This is a genomic window from Clostridium sp. MCC328 (assembly GCF_018785465.1).
GTDB classification, from domain to species: Bacteria; Bacillota; Clostridia; order Lachnospirales; family Lachnospiraceae; genus Pilosibacter; species Pilosibacter fragilis.
The window spans coordinates 14,316-30,192 of sequence record NZ_WQPW01000011.1 but is presented as its reverse complement, the minus strand read 5'-3'; the positions used below and the strand labels follow the sequence as shown (position 1 = coordinate 30,192).

The 15,877-nt window shown below is 47.0% G+C and carries 12 protein-coding genes; 8 read left to right on the top strand and 4 right to left on the bottom strand.

What is annotated here, in order from left to right; genetic code table 11:
- Positions 1–280: 280 nt before the first annotated feature.
- The 4 genes from GPK83_RS02095 (at position 281) to GPK83_RS02080 (ending at position 5,320) form a co-directional block, all read left to right on the top strand.
- A complete protein-coding gene (locus tag GPK83_RS02095) occupies positions 281–730 on the top strand; it encodes an Hsp20/alpha crystallin family protein (RefSeq protein WP_118736585.1) in 450 nt (149 codons plus the stop codon).
- 467 nt (positions 731–1,197) lie between these two features.
- Positions 1,198–2,448: an RNA-guided endonuclease TnpB family protein gene (locus GPK83_RS02090; RefSeq protein ID WP_117553223.1), complete on the top strand. Its 1,251-nt coding sequence runs from the start codon at positions 1,198–1,200 to the stop codon at positions 2,446–2,448.
- A 190-nt stretch (positions 2,449–2,638) separates the two neighbouring features.
- Complete coding sequence (locus GPK83_RS02085; RefSeq protein ID WP_181968099.1) at positions 2,639–4,135, top strand: hypothetical protein; 1,497 nt, start codon at positions 2,639–2,641, stop codon at positions 4,133–4,135.
- Between the two features lie 114 nt (positions 4,136–4,249).
- The gene (locus GPK83_RS02080; protein WP_117553225.1) at positions 4,250–5,320 is read left to right on the top strand and encodes a U32 family peptidase; all 1,071 of its coding nucleotides are present in this window, start codon (positions 4,250–4,252) and stop codon (positions 5,318–5,320) included.
- Positions 5,321–5,354: 34 nt separating this feature from the next.
- On the opposite strand, the gene GPK83_RS02075 is transcribed toward GPK83_RS02080, so the two are convergent.
- From GPK83_RS02075 to GPK83_RS02065, 3 genes are all read right to left on the bottom strand, one after another.
- A complete protein-coding gene (locus GPK83_RS02075) occupies positions 5,355–6,389 on the bottom strand; it encodes an alcohol dehydrogenase (RefSeq protein ID WP_117553226.1) in 1,035 nt (344 codons plus the stop codon).
- 317 nt (positions 6,390–6,706) lie between these two features.
- Positions 6,707–7,285 carry a cytidylate kinase-like family protein gene (locus GPK83_RS02070; RefSeq protein ID WP_117553227.1) on the bottom strand — a complete coding sequence of 193 codons (579 nt, stop codon included), beginning with the start codon at positions 7,283–7,285 and terminating at the stop codon, positions 6,707–6,709.
- 5 nt (positions 7,286–7,290) lie between these two features.
- Complete coding sequence (locus tag GPK83_RS02065; protein ID WP_117553228.1) at positions 7,291–8,688, bottom strand: MATE family efflux transporter; 1,398 nt, start codon at positions 8,686–8,688, stop codon at positions 7,291–7,293.
- A 609-nt stretch (positions 8,689–9,297) separates the two neighbouring features.
- Between GPK83_RS02065 and GPK83_RS02060 the strand changes: the two genes are divergently transcribed.
- Both GPK83_RS02060 and clpB read left to right on the top strand, forming a co-directional pair.
- A complete protein-coding gene (locus GPK83_RS02060; RefSeq protein ID WP_015555115.1) occupies positions 9,298–9,744 on the top strand; it encodes an Hsp20/alpha crystallin family protein in 447 nt (148 codons plus the stop codon).
- Between the two features lie 153 nt (positions 9,745–9,897).
- On the top strand, positions 9,898–12,498 hold the full coding sequence (gene clpB / locus GPK83_RS02055; protein ID WP_215703881.1) for an ATP-dependent chaperone ClpB: 2,601 nt from the start codon (positions 9,898–9,900) through the stop codon (positions 12,496–12,498).
- A 289-nt stretch (positions 12,499–12,787) separates the two neighbouring features.
- Here the strand turns inward: clpB and pcp are convergent, their stop codons facing one another.
- Positions 12,788–13,429: a pyroglutamyl-peptidase I gene (gene pcp / locus GPK83_RS02050; protein ID WP_215703880.1), complete on the bottom strand. Its 642-nt coding sequence runs from the start codon at positions 13,427–13,429 to the stop codon at positions 12,788–12,790.
- Between the two features lie 339 nt (positions 13,430–13,768).
- Between pcp and GPK83_RS02045 the strand changes: the two genes are divergently transcribed.
- The gene (locus GPK83_RS02045) at positions 13,769–14,644 is read left to right on the top strand and encodes a methionyl aminopeptidase (protein ID WP_015555112.1); all 876 of its coding nucleotides are present in this window, start codon (positions 13,769–13,771) and stop codon (positions 14,642–14,644) included.
- 156 nt (positions 14,645–14,800) lie between these two features.
- Entirely contained in the window at positions 14,801–15,439 is a 639-nt protein-coding gene (locus tag GPK83_RS02040; RefSeq protein ID WP_015555111.1) for a hypothetical protein, read from the top strand.
- The last annotated feature ends 438 nt before the right edge of the window (positions 15,440–15,877 follow it).

The window sequence follows — 15,877 nt, the reverse complement described above, 5'->3', positions numbered from 1 at the left end:
AAGCAATATTCAGCTAAAATACAGTAACTATGTGGCTTTCAGCCACTTTCACGGCTGATCCGTGAATAATCTAGGATAAGGAATATTTGAGCAGGAAAAAAAGTTCACAATTAATTCACAAAAAATTAGCACTCGCCTCTTGACAGTGCTAATCATATGTGCTATAGTACATACAGAACAAAGGAAGAGAGAAAGAAATCAAAGGGATGCAAAAAGTCCTGGAGATTTTCAGAATCTCCCAGACAATAGATTTCAGATATTCTGATTGGAGGAATGATTTATGTATATGCCGAGTATTTTTGGAGAGAGTTTATTTGATGATATGTTCCCGTTTGATGACAGCTTCTTTACTTCTAAGAAGAATCCGCTGTATGGAAAGAATGCTTCGAGAGTTATGAAAACTGATATCAAGGAGAATGAAGGTTCCTATGAACTGGACATCGATCTTCCGGGATTCAAGAAAGATGAGATCACTGTAGAATTGAAAGATGGTTATCTGACCGTCAGCGCTGCTAAGGGTCTTGATAAGGATGAGGAAGATAAGAAAGGTCACTATATCCGTCAGGAGCGTTATTCCGGAGCAATGAGCAGAACCTTCTATGTTGGCGAAGATGTAAAGCAGGAAGATATCAAGGCTAAATTTGAAAATGGTATCTTAAGCCTGTCCGTTCCGAAACCAGTTGAGCAGAAGAAGGTTGAAACTTCTAAGCGTATTGCGATCGAAGGTTAAGGAAGCGCGGCAGACAGTGAAAGCTACCTGCGGTGTATGGTATCAATGAAAATAACCTGTAGCTGAAAAGGACCGTTGCCTTTGCAGAGAGATCTGTGGGGCAGCGGTCCTTTTTTATGTAACAGGAAATTCATAGGAAGTTCCTGTTACATAAAAAGGCACTGACGTGCCCCAAATGCGCACTCGCGCGAAGATGCAGATTGTCGCAAGCGCCTGCGCGTGGCGCGAGAATGTGCCAAGGCACATTCTTTTATATAAAAGGTACAGCTGCACGTTATTGGTTTATCATAAAATCGGCAGAATACCCCCATTCCTCGTAGGTGGCGGGATGAATGCCACTATAACGATACACAGACAGATGTAAAACGGTAAGCAATTACAATTCTTTCTCTTCCCTTTTGTGAAACCATGTGCTATAATTAACACAGAACATATGTTCTGCACCAATTAGGAAAGGAGGAACCGTTTTGTATTTGACCGTATGCCAGCAGCTAAAGCATCTGTCCAAAGATGAATTCCTCATTCTACGGGAATTATGCCGCACAGCCAAAAACCTGACCAACCAGGCCATCTACCAGGTACGGCAGCATTACTTTGAACATAGCCGGTATCTTCCATATGAGAAAAACTACGCCATCTTAAAGACTTCCGAAAACTATCGGCTGCTGAATTCCAACATGGCCCAGCAGATCCTTAAGGAAGTGGATGGATCTTTTAAGTCTTTCTTCGGTCTGTTGAAACTGGCAAAGCAGGGGAAGTATCCGTTTTCATCCTGCAGGCTGCCCAAATACCTTCCAAAAGACGGCTACGCAACCCTGATCGTCGGGTTTGTAAGACTGAATGGGAACCGGTTTGTCCTTCCGTACTCAGCAGCGTATAAGAAGCATCATAAACCGGTCACCATTACCATCCCGCCGGTCCTGGCAGATAAAACCATTAAGGAGATCCGTATCATCCCAAAAGCAGACGCCAGGTTCTTTGAGATCCAGTACACCTATCAGGTGGAAGCGGCTCAGAGAAATCTGAATCCAACCCATGCACTGGCGATCGACTTCGGGATCGACAATCTCATGACGGCCGTTTCCAACAGAGGGGAAAGCTTCCTCATCGATGGGAAACGCTTAAAATCCATCAACCAGTGGTTCAACAAGCGGAACACCTGCCTGCAGAGCGTCAAAGACAAGCAGCACTACGGAAAGAAAACAACCAGACGTCAGGCCGTTTTGCAGAGGAAGAGAAACAACCAGGTCCGTGACTACATGGGTAAAGCAGCGAAACAGGTGGTCACCTACTGCATCCGGAACGATATCGGAACCCTGATCGTGGGCTACAATACCACATTTCAGCGCTCCTCAGATCTTGGCAGGCAGATGAACCAGGTCTTTGTGGGAATTCCGTTCGGGATACTCCGCAGGAAACTGAAATATCTGTGTGAAATGAATGGGATCCGCTACGTGGAACAGGAGGAAAGCTATACTTCCATGGCATCCTTCTGGGATCTGGATGAAATGCCCGTATATGGAGAAGCAGGACTTGTGCCACCGGTCTTTTCCGGCCGCCGGATCTGCCGTGGCCTGTATCAGGACCGCTCTGGAAGGCGGATCAACGCTGATGTCAATGGTGCTTTAAATATCATGCGTAAATGTAACATTGTGAGCCTAAGGGCTCTATATGATAGAGGCGATGTGGATACGCCTGTAAGAATAAGGATCGCCTGAGAGCGGGCGGAAACTCAAAGATCAAACTTCTTAAACGGGAGTCCAAGGATTCCCCAGAAGCCCCCACTTCAAATTTCTTCAAAATTAAGTGGTGGGTAATTCACGATAGAATGGTAATAGATAAAAAGCTGGCATTTATGAGCGGCGTGAGCTATGGTACTGTAAAAAGATTTGAATTGGGGAACGAAAAGTGTCAGGGAAGAGAGAAATAAACGGAGTTTTTATGATCCCGTTCGGACTTGTGGCGGGATTTGCAGACGGGCAGGAGATCCGGATCACGGAGCTTGCGGAACATGGATTTTGTTTTCGGACATTGGATGAGATCCGCGAAGTAAAGGGATTCCGGATCTGTTTTTATGATGGTTTCAACGGGCTGAAGGCGGGAGATCAGGAGAAGAAAAGCAGTGATCCGTATACGGAAGTTGAGATTCATTCGTTTGAGATGGAAGTGCGTGTGGAAGATGGATTGGGGATTCCGGTATATGAGTATTCGGTGTTTGTGGAGCAGGAGAAATACCGGGAATGCGCTGGAAAACTGATCCTTTGGTATGATAGATTTGTGCGGCTGAAGCTGGAGTGCGAGGACGGGGAACTTGCAATGGCGCTTACCGGGTATCCGGCAAAAAAGGATGAACAGTTTGCGGAGAATTTCATTGAACAGAAAAAAGAGTGGTTCGGTGAAGGAGAAGACAGGGCGAGGCTGGAAACGCGAATCGAAAATCAGTCAGGTATGAGGGAAAATTGCATCGCAGCAGGAGATTTTGAACTCGAAGAATACAAAGAATATAAAGAGCAGGAACGGAAGAATATCGAAGTTGCTGTGGAATTGGACCGTCCGGAGCTTTATGAGCGGTATTTATCCATGAAATTCCGCGATTTTATGGACTGGTACTGGAACGTGAATGGGGCTAAAGAGCTGGGAAAACGAATGCCGGTTCCAGAGCGGATTTATGTGGGAAATGCCTTCTGCCATCTGCTGTTTCCTGAAAAACGGCAGTTGTTTGAGATCTTTAAAAAGGCAGAGTCGGAAGGTCTGGCTGTGACAGTTACATTTTCATATCTGCGGGAATTTATGCTGAAACCGGCGGAAAAACTGTTGGATGAGCTGGAAGAATGGTGCAGAAACCGGGAGACATTTCTGGAGATCGCGGCAAACGACTGGGGTCTGCTGGAGCTTTTGAGAGAGCGGAAGGAATGGAAGGAAGAAAAAGAAGCTCTTGTGCCCTGTATGGGGACCCTGTTAAATAAAAGAAAAAAGGATCCACGGATGGGATACAAGCAGGGAGAGACAGGATATTTCCGGGAGAACAGCCTGAATGCGGAATTTTACCGGACGTATCTGAGAGACACGTTCGGGATCCGGCGGTACGAGTGGGAGTCCTGCGGATACAGGCAGGAATTTCCGGAAGGAAAGAACAGCATCCACGTTCCGTTCTATCAGACGAATACCTCCCAGTATTGTATACTGTATGCTGCGTGTAAAAATGGAGAACGTGGAAAGCAGGAACTGCCGGAATCGTGTCCGGGATATTGCAGGGAGAAAGTTTTTCTGTATCCAAAGCATTTGAAGATGGTGGGGCGGTATAATTCGCTCTTTGCGCTGGATGAGAGTGCAGTTTCCGGAATGGCGGATACAGAAGGTTGGAAAGAGAAAAGAATTGATAGAATCGTAGTAAATTTACTGTAACTAATATGCAATTAAAAATAGCAGATAGTCAGAATTGTACTCGCGAAAAATGAAACGAAATGTGGCAGATGCGAACTTTCAGAAGTTGAGAAGCTGAATTTAAGGAGAGATACAATGAAGATCACGGCGGGACTTGGGTCCATCGATGAATATGTGCGGTACGTCGAGGCCGGGGCAGATGAGTTTTTCTGCGGATACGTACCTTATGAATGGAATAAAAAATACGGGACGGTTCTGCCGCTGAATCGTCGCGAGGTTCTTGGCATCAACGTGCAGATCGGGGCGGAGAGTGAGCTGAGGATTCTGGCGGCGCTGGTGAGAAAATATGGGAAACCGGTACATCTGACATTTAATTCGCTTTATTATACACCGGAGCAGTACCCGGAGATCGCGGATGTCCTTCACCGGTGTACGGAGCTTGGATTTTCAAGCTTTATTATCGCGGATCCGGCGCTGCTGATCTACCTGAAAAATAATGGGATCCGCTGTGAGATCCATCTGAGTGGGGAGACGGCAGAGGTAAACAGCCGTATGATAGATGTATTTGACTGCTTGGATGTCAGTCGGCTTATCTTTCACAGGAAGAACAGCTTCGCAGACATGGAGTCGGTGATCCGGCATGAGAGGGAAAAGGGCAGCAGGGGCGTATATGAATTTGAGGCATTTGCACTGAACGAGCTCTGTCAGTTTTCGGGGGCGTTCTGCAATTCCCTGCACTGCGATGAGATGGGGCATCTGTGCCGGGTCCCGTATAAGATAGGAAAAGTTAAAGGAAATAGAGAGAAAAAAGAAGAAGGTTCAGAAACGGAGAAGCTGGTCTCACGGACGGAGAACACAGTGAAAGATGCGAATGATGAACGAAGCGCAGATAAACAGAACGAAGAGTATGAGGAACGAAGATATGATTCCGACGGCTATCTCTGCGGTGAGACAGGATGTGGGCTTTGCGCATTGTATCGGCTGCGAAAGGCCGGAATCACCCATTTAAAGCTTGTGGGGCGCGGAAATTATGTAGATTTTATGGAAAAGGATATCCGGAACCTGAAGACAGCTCTGGATATCCTTGAGCATGTGGATACGGAAGAGGAATATATCAGGGACATAAAACGAACATTGTTTCCGTATGGATGCAGCGGACTGTGTTATTATAGAGAAACGGAATCGGTTGCCGGGAAGACAATTTAAATACAGTGTCCAGGAACCGGGATTGGGAACCGTATTAACATTCGATGGCTACCTTGATCACACCGTCCATCTTATTTTCAAAGAGTGTGTATGCTTCTTCGATCCTGTTTAACGGGTATGTATGTGTGATAAGTGGTTCCGTATTCAGTCTGCCCTCTGCGATCAGCCGCAGTATTTCCTCACAATTGCAGCCGTCTACACCGCCGGTCTTGAAGGTGAGGTTCTTGCCGTACATATCCGGCAGCGGCAGAGTCTGAGCCTTGTCATAAAGAGCAACGACCGTCACGACCGCATTTGGTCTTGCACATTCCCATGCAAGGCGAAACGTGGATTCGGCGCCTGCGACTTCAAGAACGACATCTGCTCCGCCATGGTCACTGTTGGCACGAACATAATCTGCACAAGCTTCGGGTGATACAGTAAGGATTTCCGGATAGTGCTCATGGATAAAGCGGATCCGGCTTTCGTCTTTTTCACAGACGATGATACGTTTCGGATTCTTCAGCATGACACAGAGCAGCGTACAGATCCCCGTAGGTCCTGCACCGATGATCAATACCGTATCCTCCTCTTTGATCTCAGAAATACGAGCTGCCCAGAAACCGGTGGCAAGAACATCTCCGACCAGCAAAGCCTGACGGTCTGTAACATGATCCGGGATTTTATTTAGCCCCTGATCTGCAAACGGTACGCGAACATATTCTGCCTGTCCGCCATCGATCCGGCATCCGAGAGCCCAGCCGCCATTCTGATCGGTGCAGTTGTTTACATAACCATGCCTGCAGAAAAAACATTCCCCGCAGAAGGTTTCCACGTTTACCGTGACTCTGTCACCGGGTTTCACATTCGTTACGGCGCTGCCGATATCTTCAACAATACCGACCATTTCATGTCCGACGGTTATACCCGGCACAGCGCGGGGGACGCTTCCGTGTTTAATGTGCAGGTCACTTGAGCAAATGCTGGCGAGTGTTACCTTTACAATGGCATCCCGTTCATCCATAAGAACCGGCTTCGGTTTTTCCATTAATTCAAATTTTCCTTTGGAAACATAAGTATATGTCTGCATTTTTATCCATCACTTTCTTCTTTATTTATTGATTCTTTTATCTCGGTCGAGAAGACGCCCGCATTTTTTAGTGGTGAGTAACAGCAAATTTGTCTCGGTGGGAGTCAGGTCTCCGACTTGAATCATGTCTTTGGTGGGCCCAGGGGAAAAAGTATTCCTACAGACAAGCCTGCGTCGGACTTCGGACCGCATGATCTTAGTATTATATTATAGCACTTATCTGCGCGGATAGATACAAAATTCCCTTTCCGGATCCGGAAAGGGAATAGATTAGATGTTGCTCCTGTCTGCAATGAAATGCAGTGTGAAGGATATCTCTAATATAAAGAAGCAATGATTTTTACACACTGATCGATTCCAAGCACACCGCTGTTGAGTGTCAGATGATAATTCTGTGCATATCCCCATTTCATGTCGGTATAGAACCGGTGATATGCAGCACGGCGTTTATCCTTGTCGCGCAGGCGTTCCTCCGGGGACTGTTCACGTTCTCCATAAACCTCGACGATGCGCTGGGCACGGAAATCCATATCTGCGTGGATAAAGACCTTCAGGCAGTCGGCCTTATCCTGTAAAATGTAATCAGCACAGCGTCCAACAATTACACAGGGGCCTTTTTGTGCAAGCTCCGTGATGACCTTATATTGATGCTCCCACAGAATATCTTCATTTGTGGGGCCAAATAAGCGGTTTGAAAATGCAGATGAGAGGAAGCTGCCGGGCGTATATTCACCGGCTTCCTTTACATACTCCGGTGTAAAACCGGTTTCTTTTACCATTTCCTGAATGATCTCTGCATCATAGCAGGGGATGCCCAGCTGTTCTGCCACTTTTTTTCCGATGGTGCGTCCGCCGCTGCCAAATTCACGGCTGATCGTAATCACTCTGTTTTTCATACGTCTTATGCTCCTTTCACATTTAATTCATGATATGTTTTTATGATAATCACTGCTGAGATAATAAAGGTCAGAATATCTGAAACCGGCATGGAATACAGAACACCGTCCAGACCGAAGAAAACCGGAAGGAGCAATGCGAAGCCGACTCCGAATACTACCTCACGGAACATGGAAAGCATGGTAGATGTCAATGCCTTGCCCACGGCCTGTAAAAAGATGAAGCATGCCTTGTTGACACACGCGAAGATCATCATGCAAAGATAGGTACGGAATGCCTTAACAGCAAAATCGGTATAGTAGCTGCTCTCATTCGAAGCGCCGAAAATAGCGATAAGCTGATGCGGGAATCCTTCCGCCAGTATGAGCGCGACTGCACCTACCAAAGCCTCGGAAATAAGCAGCCGGGTAAACAGCTCCCTCACACGCATGGTCTTTTCTGCACCCATATTATAGCCGACGATCGGAATACAGCCGGCTGCCATGCCGACTACGATAGAAATGACGATCTGGAAAAATTTCATTACGATCCCGACGACTGCCATGGGGATCTGTGCGTACTGCTCCTGTGAGAACACAGCGTCCAATGCACCGTATTTGCGGAGCATATTGTTGATCGCTGCCATTGCGGCCACAAGGCTGATCTGAGAGAGAAAGCTGGTAATACCAAGGGTGAGCATCCGTCCGAATATATTTGGAGAAAGTGTATAGTCACCGGCTTCCGGCTTGATGATCCGCATGTGCACCAGATACCAGACAGCGAGAATTGCCGTCACCACCTGACCAATCACTGTGGCTACAGCTGCACCCATCATGCCCCACTGAAGGCCGAAAATGAAAATCGGGTCAAGAATGATGTTGATAACAGCGCCTGCCAGTGTGGAAATCATGGCAAATTTCGGGTTCCCGTCTGCACGGATAATAGGATTCATAGCCTGACCGAACATATAAAACGGAATCCCAAGAGTAATGTAGAAGAAATATTCCTGTGAATGCCGGTAGGTTTCCTCATTGACCGTACCGCCAAACATGGCGATGATGCTGTTTGCAAAGATCAGATATACGGCGGTCAGGATAAGACTTCCTACAATGATCAAAACTACCGCATTGCCGACACTGCGCTTTGCCCGGGCTGTTTCATTCCGGCCAAGCGCCATGCTGACAAAGGCACAGCAGCCGTCACCGACCATCACGGCGATAGCCAGTGCAACAACCGTCAACGGAAAAACAACGGTATTAGCTGCGTTTCCGTAAGAGCCGAGGTAGCTGGCGTTTGCAATAAAGATCTGATCAACAATATTGTATAATGCACCTACTAACAATGAGATGATACAGGGAACTGCATACTGACGCATCAGCTTATCAATACGCTCTGTTCCCAAAAACTGATTTCCAATTTCCATAATGATCTCCTTTTTCTTAAAAAAATAAGAAATGCGTAAGCTCCTTTAAATCCGGACTTACGCATTTCTGCAACACGATCTGTCTATAAAATTGTTCTTTATCGTTCACTTCCCACCTCCTTTCAATTTAAATCGAACACCCGTGAGACTTGGCGCTTGATTCTGGTATTCCTATCAGAATCACTGCGCATCCTTGCGGAGCATTTATCTCGGACGGAGACCTAACTCCCACGGAGATAAAAAAAGTGTGGCGCTTCTGCAACTGGATTTACGCAGAAACGCCACACGATGTAGCATTATTATAGCAAAAACGGAAAAAAATGTAAAGCAGTGGATTTTTATGCGGTACATGTTACTGTATACGGATAAGAATTTTCTGAACTAAAAATTACGTACAATACATGACTCTCAGAATTCACAAATTCTTCACAGAAAATTAGCACTCGCCTCTTGACAGTGCTAATAATATGTGTTATATTACATGCAGAACAAAGGAAGAGAGAAAAAATCAAAGGATCTCAAGGAGTTCCCAAGATTGGAAAATCTTCTGAAGTTCTTTCAGATAGATGACAAACAAGAAAACAGGAATTCTGATTGGAGGAATGATTTATGTATATGCCGAGTATTTTTGGAGAAAGTTTATTTGATAATATGTTCCCGTTTGATGAGAAGTTCTTTACAGAAAAGAAGGATCCGCTGTATGGTAAGAACGTATCCAGACTGATGAAGACAGATGTCAGAGAGACAGAAAAGACGTATGAGCTTGATATCGATCTTCCGGGATTTAAGAAAGATGAGATCCAGATTGAACTGAAGGATGGTTATCTGACCGTCAGTGCCGAGAAAGGTCTTGATAAGGATGAGGAAGATAAGAAAGGCAAATACATCCGCAAGGAACGTTATGCAGGTGCTCTGAGCAGAACCTTCTATCTTGGCGAGGAGATCCGGGAAGAGGAGATTAAGGCGAAATTCGAAAACGGTATCCTGAGTGTATCGATTCCGAAAGAGGAAGAGAAGAAGGTTGAAGGTCCAAAGCACATTTCCATCGAAGGGTGATCTGACAGCCCCGAGCGGTAACGATACAGAAACGTATGCGAAGCTGCCACGTATCTGAAAGATTAAGCCGCCCGGCGGATGAAAATTTCGCTGGGCGGTATTACTGACAACAAACACAACAAGTACTTCATCATTGAAGGGAGGCTTGCGATCATGAATATCAGCAAATTTACACAGAAATCAGTGGAAGCAGTCCAGAACTGCGAGAAGCTGGCTTATGAATATGGAAATCAGCAGATCGACCAGGAACATCTCCTGGTGAGTCTGTTAAAGTTAGATGACAGCCTGATCTTAAAGCTGATCACGAAAATGGGAATCTCCGGTGAGCAGTTTGCGGATGAGGCGGAAGCAGCACTTAAGAAGCTGCCGAAGGTATCCGGAGGCGGACAGGTCTATCTCACACAGGATCTCAATAAAGTCCTGATCGATGCCGAGGACGAGGCAAAGGCGATGGGGGACGAATACGTTTCCGTTGAGCATTTGTTCTTATGCCTGTTAAAAGAACCGAACAGGGCAATAAAGGAACTGTTCCGTACTTATGGGATCGACCGTAATAAATTCTTACAGGCTCTGTCCACGGTCCGCGGCAACCAGAGAGTTACCAGTGATAATCCGGAGGCAACCTACGATACCTTAAATAAGTATGGTTCCGATCTTGTAGAAAAGGCAAGAGACCAGAAGATGGATCCGGTGATCGGCCGTGACGCCGAGATCCGGAACGTGATCCGGATCCTTTCCAGAAAAACGAAAAACAACCCGGTTCTGATCGGTGAACCCGGTGTTGGTAAGACCGCCGTTGTGGAAGGGCTTGCACAGCGTATCGTCCGCGGCGATGTGCCGGAGGGCTTAAAAGATAAGAAATTATTCTCACTGGATATGGGTGCCCTTGTTGCGGGTGCGAAATACCGTGGTGAGTTTGAGGAACGTTTAAAAGCCGTTCTCGATGAGGTGAGAAAGAGCGAGGGACAGATCATTTTGTTCATCGATGAGCTTCACACCATCGTCGGAGCCGGAAAGACGGAAGGATCTATGGATGCCGGCAATATGTTAAAGCCGATGCTTGCCCGTGGTGAGTTACACTGTATCGGTGCGACGACTCTGGATGAGTACAGGAAATATATTGAGAAGGATCCGGCTCTGGAACGTCGTTTCCAGCCGGTTATGGTTGATGAGCCGACGGTCGAGGATACGATCTCGATCCTTCGTGGACTGAAGGACCGTTATGAGGTTTATCATGGCGTAAAGATCACTGATTCCGCGCTTGTAGCGGCGGCAACTCTTTCCAACCGTTATATCAGCGACCGTTTCCTTCCGGATAAGGCTATCGACCTCGTGGATGAAGCGTGCGCAATGATCAAGACGGAGCTTGATTCCATGCCGACGGAGCTGGATGAACTCTCCAGAAAGATCATGCAGCTGGAGATCGAGGAGGCGGCTCTCAAGAAAGAGACAGATCATTTAAGTCAGGAGCGTCTTGCGGATCTTCAGAAGGAGCTGGCAGAGCTTCATGACCAGTTCGCGACTCAGAAGGCCCAGTGGCAGAATGAGAAGGCAACGGTTGATAAGCTTTCCTCCATCCGTGAGGAGATCGAGGCAGTCCATCGTCAGATCCAGGATGCACAGCAGAAATATGATCTGAATAAGGCAGCAGAGCTCCAGTACGGTAAGCTTCCGCAGCTTGAAAAAGAGTTGAAGGAAGAGGAGGAAAAGGTAAAGAACGCAGATCTGAGCCTTGTCCATGAGAGCGTTACCGAAGATGAGATCGCAAGGATCATCTCCCGCTGGACGGGCATCCCGGTTGCAAAGCTCACGGAAAGTGAAAGAAACAAGACCCTTCATCTGGACGATGAGCTCCACAAACGTGTTGTCGGTCAGGATGAAGCAGTTGAGAAGGTTACAGACGCGATCATCCGTTCCAAGGCCGGGATCAAGGATCCGACAAAGCCGATCGGTTCCTTCCTGTTCCTAGGACCTACCGGTGTCGGCAAGACAGAGCTTGCAAAGACACTTGCGGCAAGTCTGTTTGATGATGAGAACAATATGGTCCGGATCGATATGAGTGAATACATGGAGAAATACTCCGTATCCCGTCTGATCGGAGCACCGCCAGGATATGTCGGATACGATGAGGGCGGTCAGCTCACAGAGGCAGTCCGCAGAAAACCGTATTGTGTCGTTTTGTTCGATGAGATCGAGAAGGCACATCCGGATGTATTCAATGTTCTGCTTCAGGTCCTCGATGACGGACGTATTACAGATTCCATGGGCAAGACCGTTGATTTCAAGAATACGATCATTATCCTGACCTCCAATATCGGTTCCCAGTATCTGCTTGACGGTATCGATGAGAACGGTGATATCAAGCCGGAGGCAAAGGCTGAGGTCATGAACGATCTGCGTGCCCACTTCCGTCCGGAGTTCCTGAACCGTCTTGATGAGACGATCCTCTTCAAGCCGCTTACAAAGAACAACATCGGAAGCATCATTGATCTGCTTGTTGCCGATATCAACAAGCGTCTGGCGGATAAAGAGCTTGTGGTTGCACTTTCCGATTCTGCAAAGCAGTTTATCGTGGACAACGGTTATGATCCGGTATACGGCGCAAGACCGCTCAAGAGATATCTGCAGAAGAATGTGGAGACTCTGGCAGCACGCCTGATCCTGTCGGATGGCGTCCACACCGGAGATACGATCAGGATCGACGTGGTCGACGGAAAGCTCAACGCGTCTGCGGAGAGAGGAACAAAAGAATAATCAGAAAACCGGATTCCGGGCGGGTGCCTCGAAAGGCAGTCCGGAACCCGGATAAAAGAAAAACGTAACTATTCAGTACCTTCATAGTTACACGCAAAAATCCATTCCAGATCAGCTTCGCTGATGGGATTTTTGCCCTCCAGCCTATGTTTTCTTACGGTCAGCGCAGCAAGTGCGCAGACCTACTGAACAGTTACAGAAAAACTTCATCCTTGGAGTTGTTCAGACCGGTATTACAGCCTGAAAAACTTCCGAAGATGAAGTTTTTTTGTGCGACAGAAGTGACTTTTTAGTGCGTCTCTCCCCCGATCACTTTGATATCCTGCTCATATTCAACAGCGGCCTTCACCGCCGCCTCCAATGCAGCCGTAATATCCGCAATGGCCATAGACGGGGTTGCCGGTTTATTGACAACCTGGGAAACGGCATACGGAACGTGGATAAAGCCACCGCGTACATTTGGAAATTCCTTTTGGATATAGTATAAAATTCCATACATGACATGGTTGCAGATATAGGTTCCTGCGGTGTTGGAGAGGGTAGAAGGATAACCGGCGTTCCTGATCTCCTGAACCATCGCCTTCACCGGAAGATTGGAGAAATAAGCGGCATCTCCATCTGCAAAGATCGGTTCATCGATGGGCTGGTTTCCTTCGTTATCCGGGATCCTTGCATCTGTTACATTGATCGCAACACGCTCCGGAGTCACGCCGAACCGTCCGCCGGCCTGGCCGATGCTGATGACGATATCCGGGCGGAGCTCCTGCATCTTTTCATGGACCTTCGCAATGGATTTAGCGACTACGGTCGGGATCTGCAGCTTTGTGATCGTTGCGCCTGCAATCTCGTCTTTCATGGCTTTTACGGCTTCCCATGCAGGATTGATCGGCTCTCCGCCGAAGGGGTCGAACCCGGTGATCAGTACGTTCATGTAAATTCCTCACTTTCTTTACAGCCGCCTCTGCAACGCGGGGGATTTTCAGTCCGGAAAATCCACGCCGTGATATTAACGGCATATTTTCTCAGGAGACTTATTTGACAAACAGAGTCTCCGACGTTATGATAGATAAGGATATTATACAGGAAAATAAAAGAATTCGCAAACGCAATTCCTGTACACGGACAAGAATTTTCTAATGTGCAAACACGCGAAGATGTAGATTGTCACATGCGACCGCGTGAGGCGCGAGAATATGCCAGGCATATTCTTTTTTAGGGAAAATCCCGTACAGTACAGAAATGCAAAAACAGATAGAAAAGAGGAAAAATTATGTTTCGCAGAATCGGAAAAAATGATCCATGCTGGTGTGGAAGCGGGAAGCCATATTGTGAGTGCCATATGGCATTTGACCAGAAGATCAGTCGTGCCCGCTTTGCAGGCCACGAGGTTCCGTCCCACAAGATCATCAAGACACCGGCACAGATCGAGGGGATCCGTGAGAGCGGAAAACTGAATGTGGCAGTCCTTGATTATGTGGCGGAGCACATCAGAGCGGGAATTACCACGGAGGAGATCGACCAGTGGGTATACGACTTTACGACAAAGCACGGCGGGATTCCGGCACCGTTAAATTATGAGGGATTCCCGAAGAGCGTGTGCACCTCCATCAATGATCAGGTGTGCCACGGAATCCCGTCCGGGGATGTTGTCTTAAAAGACGGCGATATCATCAACGTGGATGTCTCCACGATTCTTCACGGATATTTCTCTGATTCGTCCAGAATGTTCCTGATCGGCAACGTGGATCCGGAAAAGGAAAAACTTGTCCGTGTCACGAACGAAGCTGTGGAAAAAGGTCTTGAACAGGTAAAACCGTGGGGATTCTTAGGAGATATGGGGCAGGCAGTCCATGACTATGCGAAGAAGAACGGATACACCATTGTCGAGGAAGTCGGCGGCCACGGTGTCGGTCTTGAGTTCCATGAAGATCCGTTTGTAAGCTATGTGACAAGACGGGGCGAGGAGATGCTTATGGCACCGGGGATGATCTTTACCATCGAGCCGATGATCAACATGGGCCGTCCGGATATCTTTGTGGATGACAGCAACGGCTGGACGATCTATACCGATGACAGGCTTCCGTCTGCCCAGAGGGAGATCATGGTACTCGTGACAGAGACCGGACATGAGGTCCTTGCGTGGTAGAAAAACAGGGAGAAAAACCGTTACTGTTTGCGCAAGGCGTAAACAGTGACGAAAAACCTGATGAAAAACAGGAAAATTCCTTGAATAGTATCTGAAAATTCGGTATAATATAGCCAAATAACAGTAAACGTGAGATTTGAATAAGGAGGATCGTGTATGGAGTTAAAGTATGACAAAATTCAGACGACCGGTACAGATACCCCGTTAAAAATCGTAAAGGGACATTTTGCAACGAATCATGCCCACACGAATTACTATTTTGACCTGACGACGGTAAAGAGCCGTCTGAGTGAGGCGGGAGGAATTGCCCAGGCACTCGTACATATGTATCTGTACGATATGATCGTCGATACAATCGTATGCATGGAAGGGACCGAAGTGATCGGAACACTTCTTGCGCAGGAGCTGACAAAAGGCGGTTTCATGTCGAAGAACGCCCACAAGACGATCTACGTTATCAAACCGGAGTTCAACAGCAACAGCCAGATTGTGTTTAAGGACAATTACCGCGCAATGATCAACGGAAAGAATGTGCTGATCCTCACCGCGACCGTGACAACAGGTCTGACGATCAACAAGGCGATCGAGGGTGTCCAGTACTATGGAGGAATTATTCAGGGGATCTCCGCAGTATTCAGTGCGCTTGAGAATGTCAATGGGATTCCGATCAAGTCGGTATTCGGATTAAAAGATGTTCCGGATTACCAGTACAGCGATTACAGGAACTGTCCGTTATGTAAGGAAGGAAAGAAACTGGATGCGCTGATCAATCCGTACGGATACTCAAAACTGTAAAAAATAATTTGAAATAGGAGCAGCTCTGCAGACCGGGGAAATCCCGGTGCCTGCAGAGCTTTTTTTTAACAGGAAACGCGAAGGAATTTCCTGATAAACAAAAAGGCATTTACGAGCGGGCAATGTTTTATAACTTTGGTTCATACAAGCTATAAAAAGAAATTACTTGCAATTTCTGACAAAGTGCTTATAATAAAACGTAGCAACATTGCTGAAGGGCAATTGGAAAGGAGACGCAAAGATATGACGAATCTTATTCTACTCGCAGTCGTGATTCGAATTATCGTCAGCATTATCGTCGTGAACGGGAATGCTTATTTGCGTTATACTGAATCCGGGATTGCCTGATAGAAACTTGAAAGAACAAGTTACGAAGAAAAGCAAAGCCTTACAGTGTAACGCTGTAAGGCTTTTTTATACCTGAATTTTGATACGGAC

What these genes read in the sequence shown, in the direction of transcription:
- GPK83_RS02070 (WP_117553227.1), bottom strand. Translation starts at nt 7,285, where the DNA reads ATGAAAAACAGAGTGATTACGATCAGCCGTGAATTTGGCAGCGGCGGA.
- GPK83_RS02045 (WP_015555112.1), top strand. Translation starts at nt 13,769, where the DNA reads ATGTTTCGCAGAATCGGAAAAAATGATCCATGCTGGTGTGGAAGCGGG.
- pcp (WP_215703880.1), bottom strand. Translation starts at nt 13,429, where the DNA reads ATGAACGTACTGATCACCGGGTTCGACCCCTTCGGCGGAGAGCCGATC.
- clpB (WP_215703881.1), top strand. Translation starts at nt 9,898, where the DNA reads ATGAATATCAGCAAATTTACACAGAAATCAGTGGAAGCAGTCCAGAAC.
- GPK83_RS02065 (WP_117553228.1), bottom strand. Translation starts at nt 8,688, where the DNA reads ATGGAAATTGGAAATCAGTTTTTGGGAACAGAGCGTATTGATAAGCTG.
- GPK83_RS02060 (WP_015555115.1), top strand. Translation starts at nt 9,298, where the DNA reads ATGTATATGCCGAGTATTTTTGGAGAAAGTTTATTTGATAATATGTTC.
- GPK83_RS02080 (WP_117553225.1), top strand. Translation starts at nt 4,250, where the DNA reads ATGAAGATCACGGCGGGACTTGGGTCCATCGATGAATATGTGCGGTAC.
- GPK83_RS02095 (WP_118736585.1), top strand. Translation starts at nt 281, where the DNA reads ATGTATATGCCGAGTATTTTTGGAGAGAGTTTATTTGATGATATGTTC.
- GPK83_RS02075 (WP_117553226.1), bottom strand. Translation starts at nt 6,389, where the DNA reads ATGCAGACATATACTTATGTTTCCAAAGGAAAATTTGAATTAATGGAA.
- GPK83_RS02040 (WP_015555111.1), top strand. Translation starts at nt 14,801, where the DNA reads ATGGAGTTAAAGTATGACAAAATTCAGACGACCGGTACAGATACCCCG.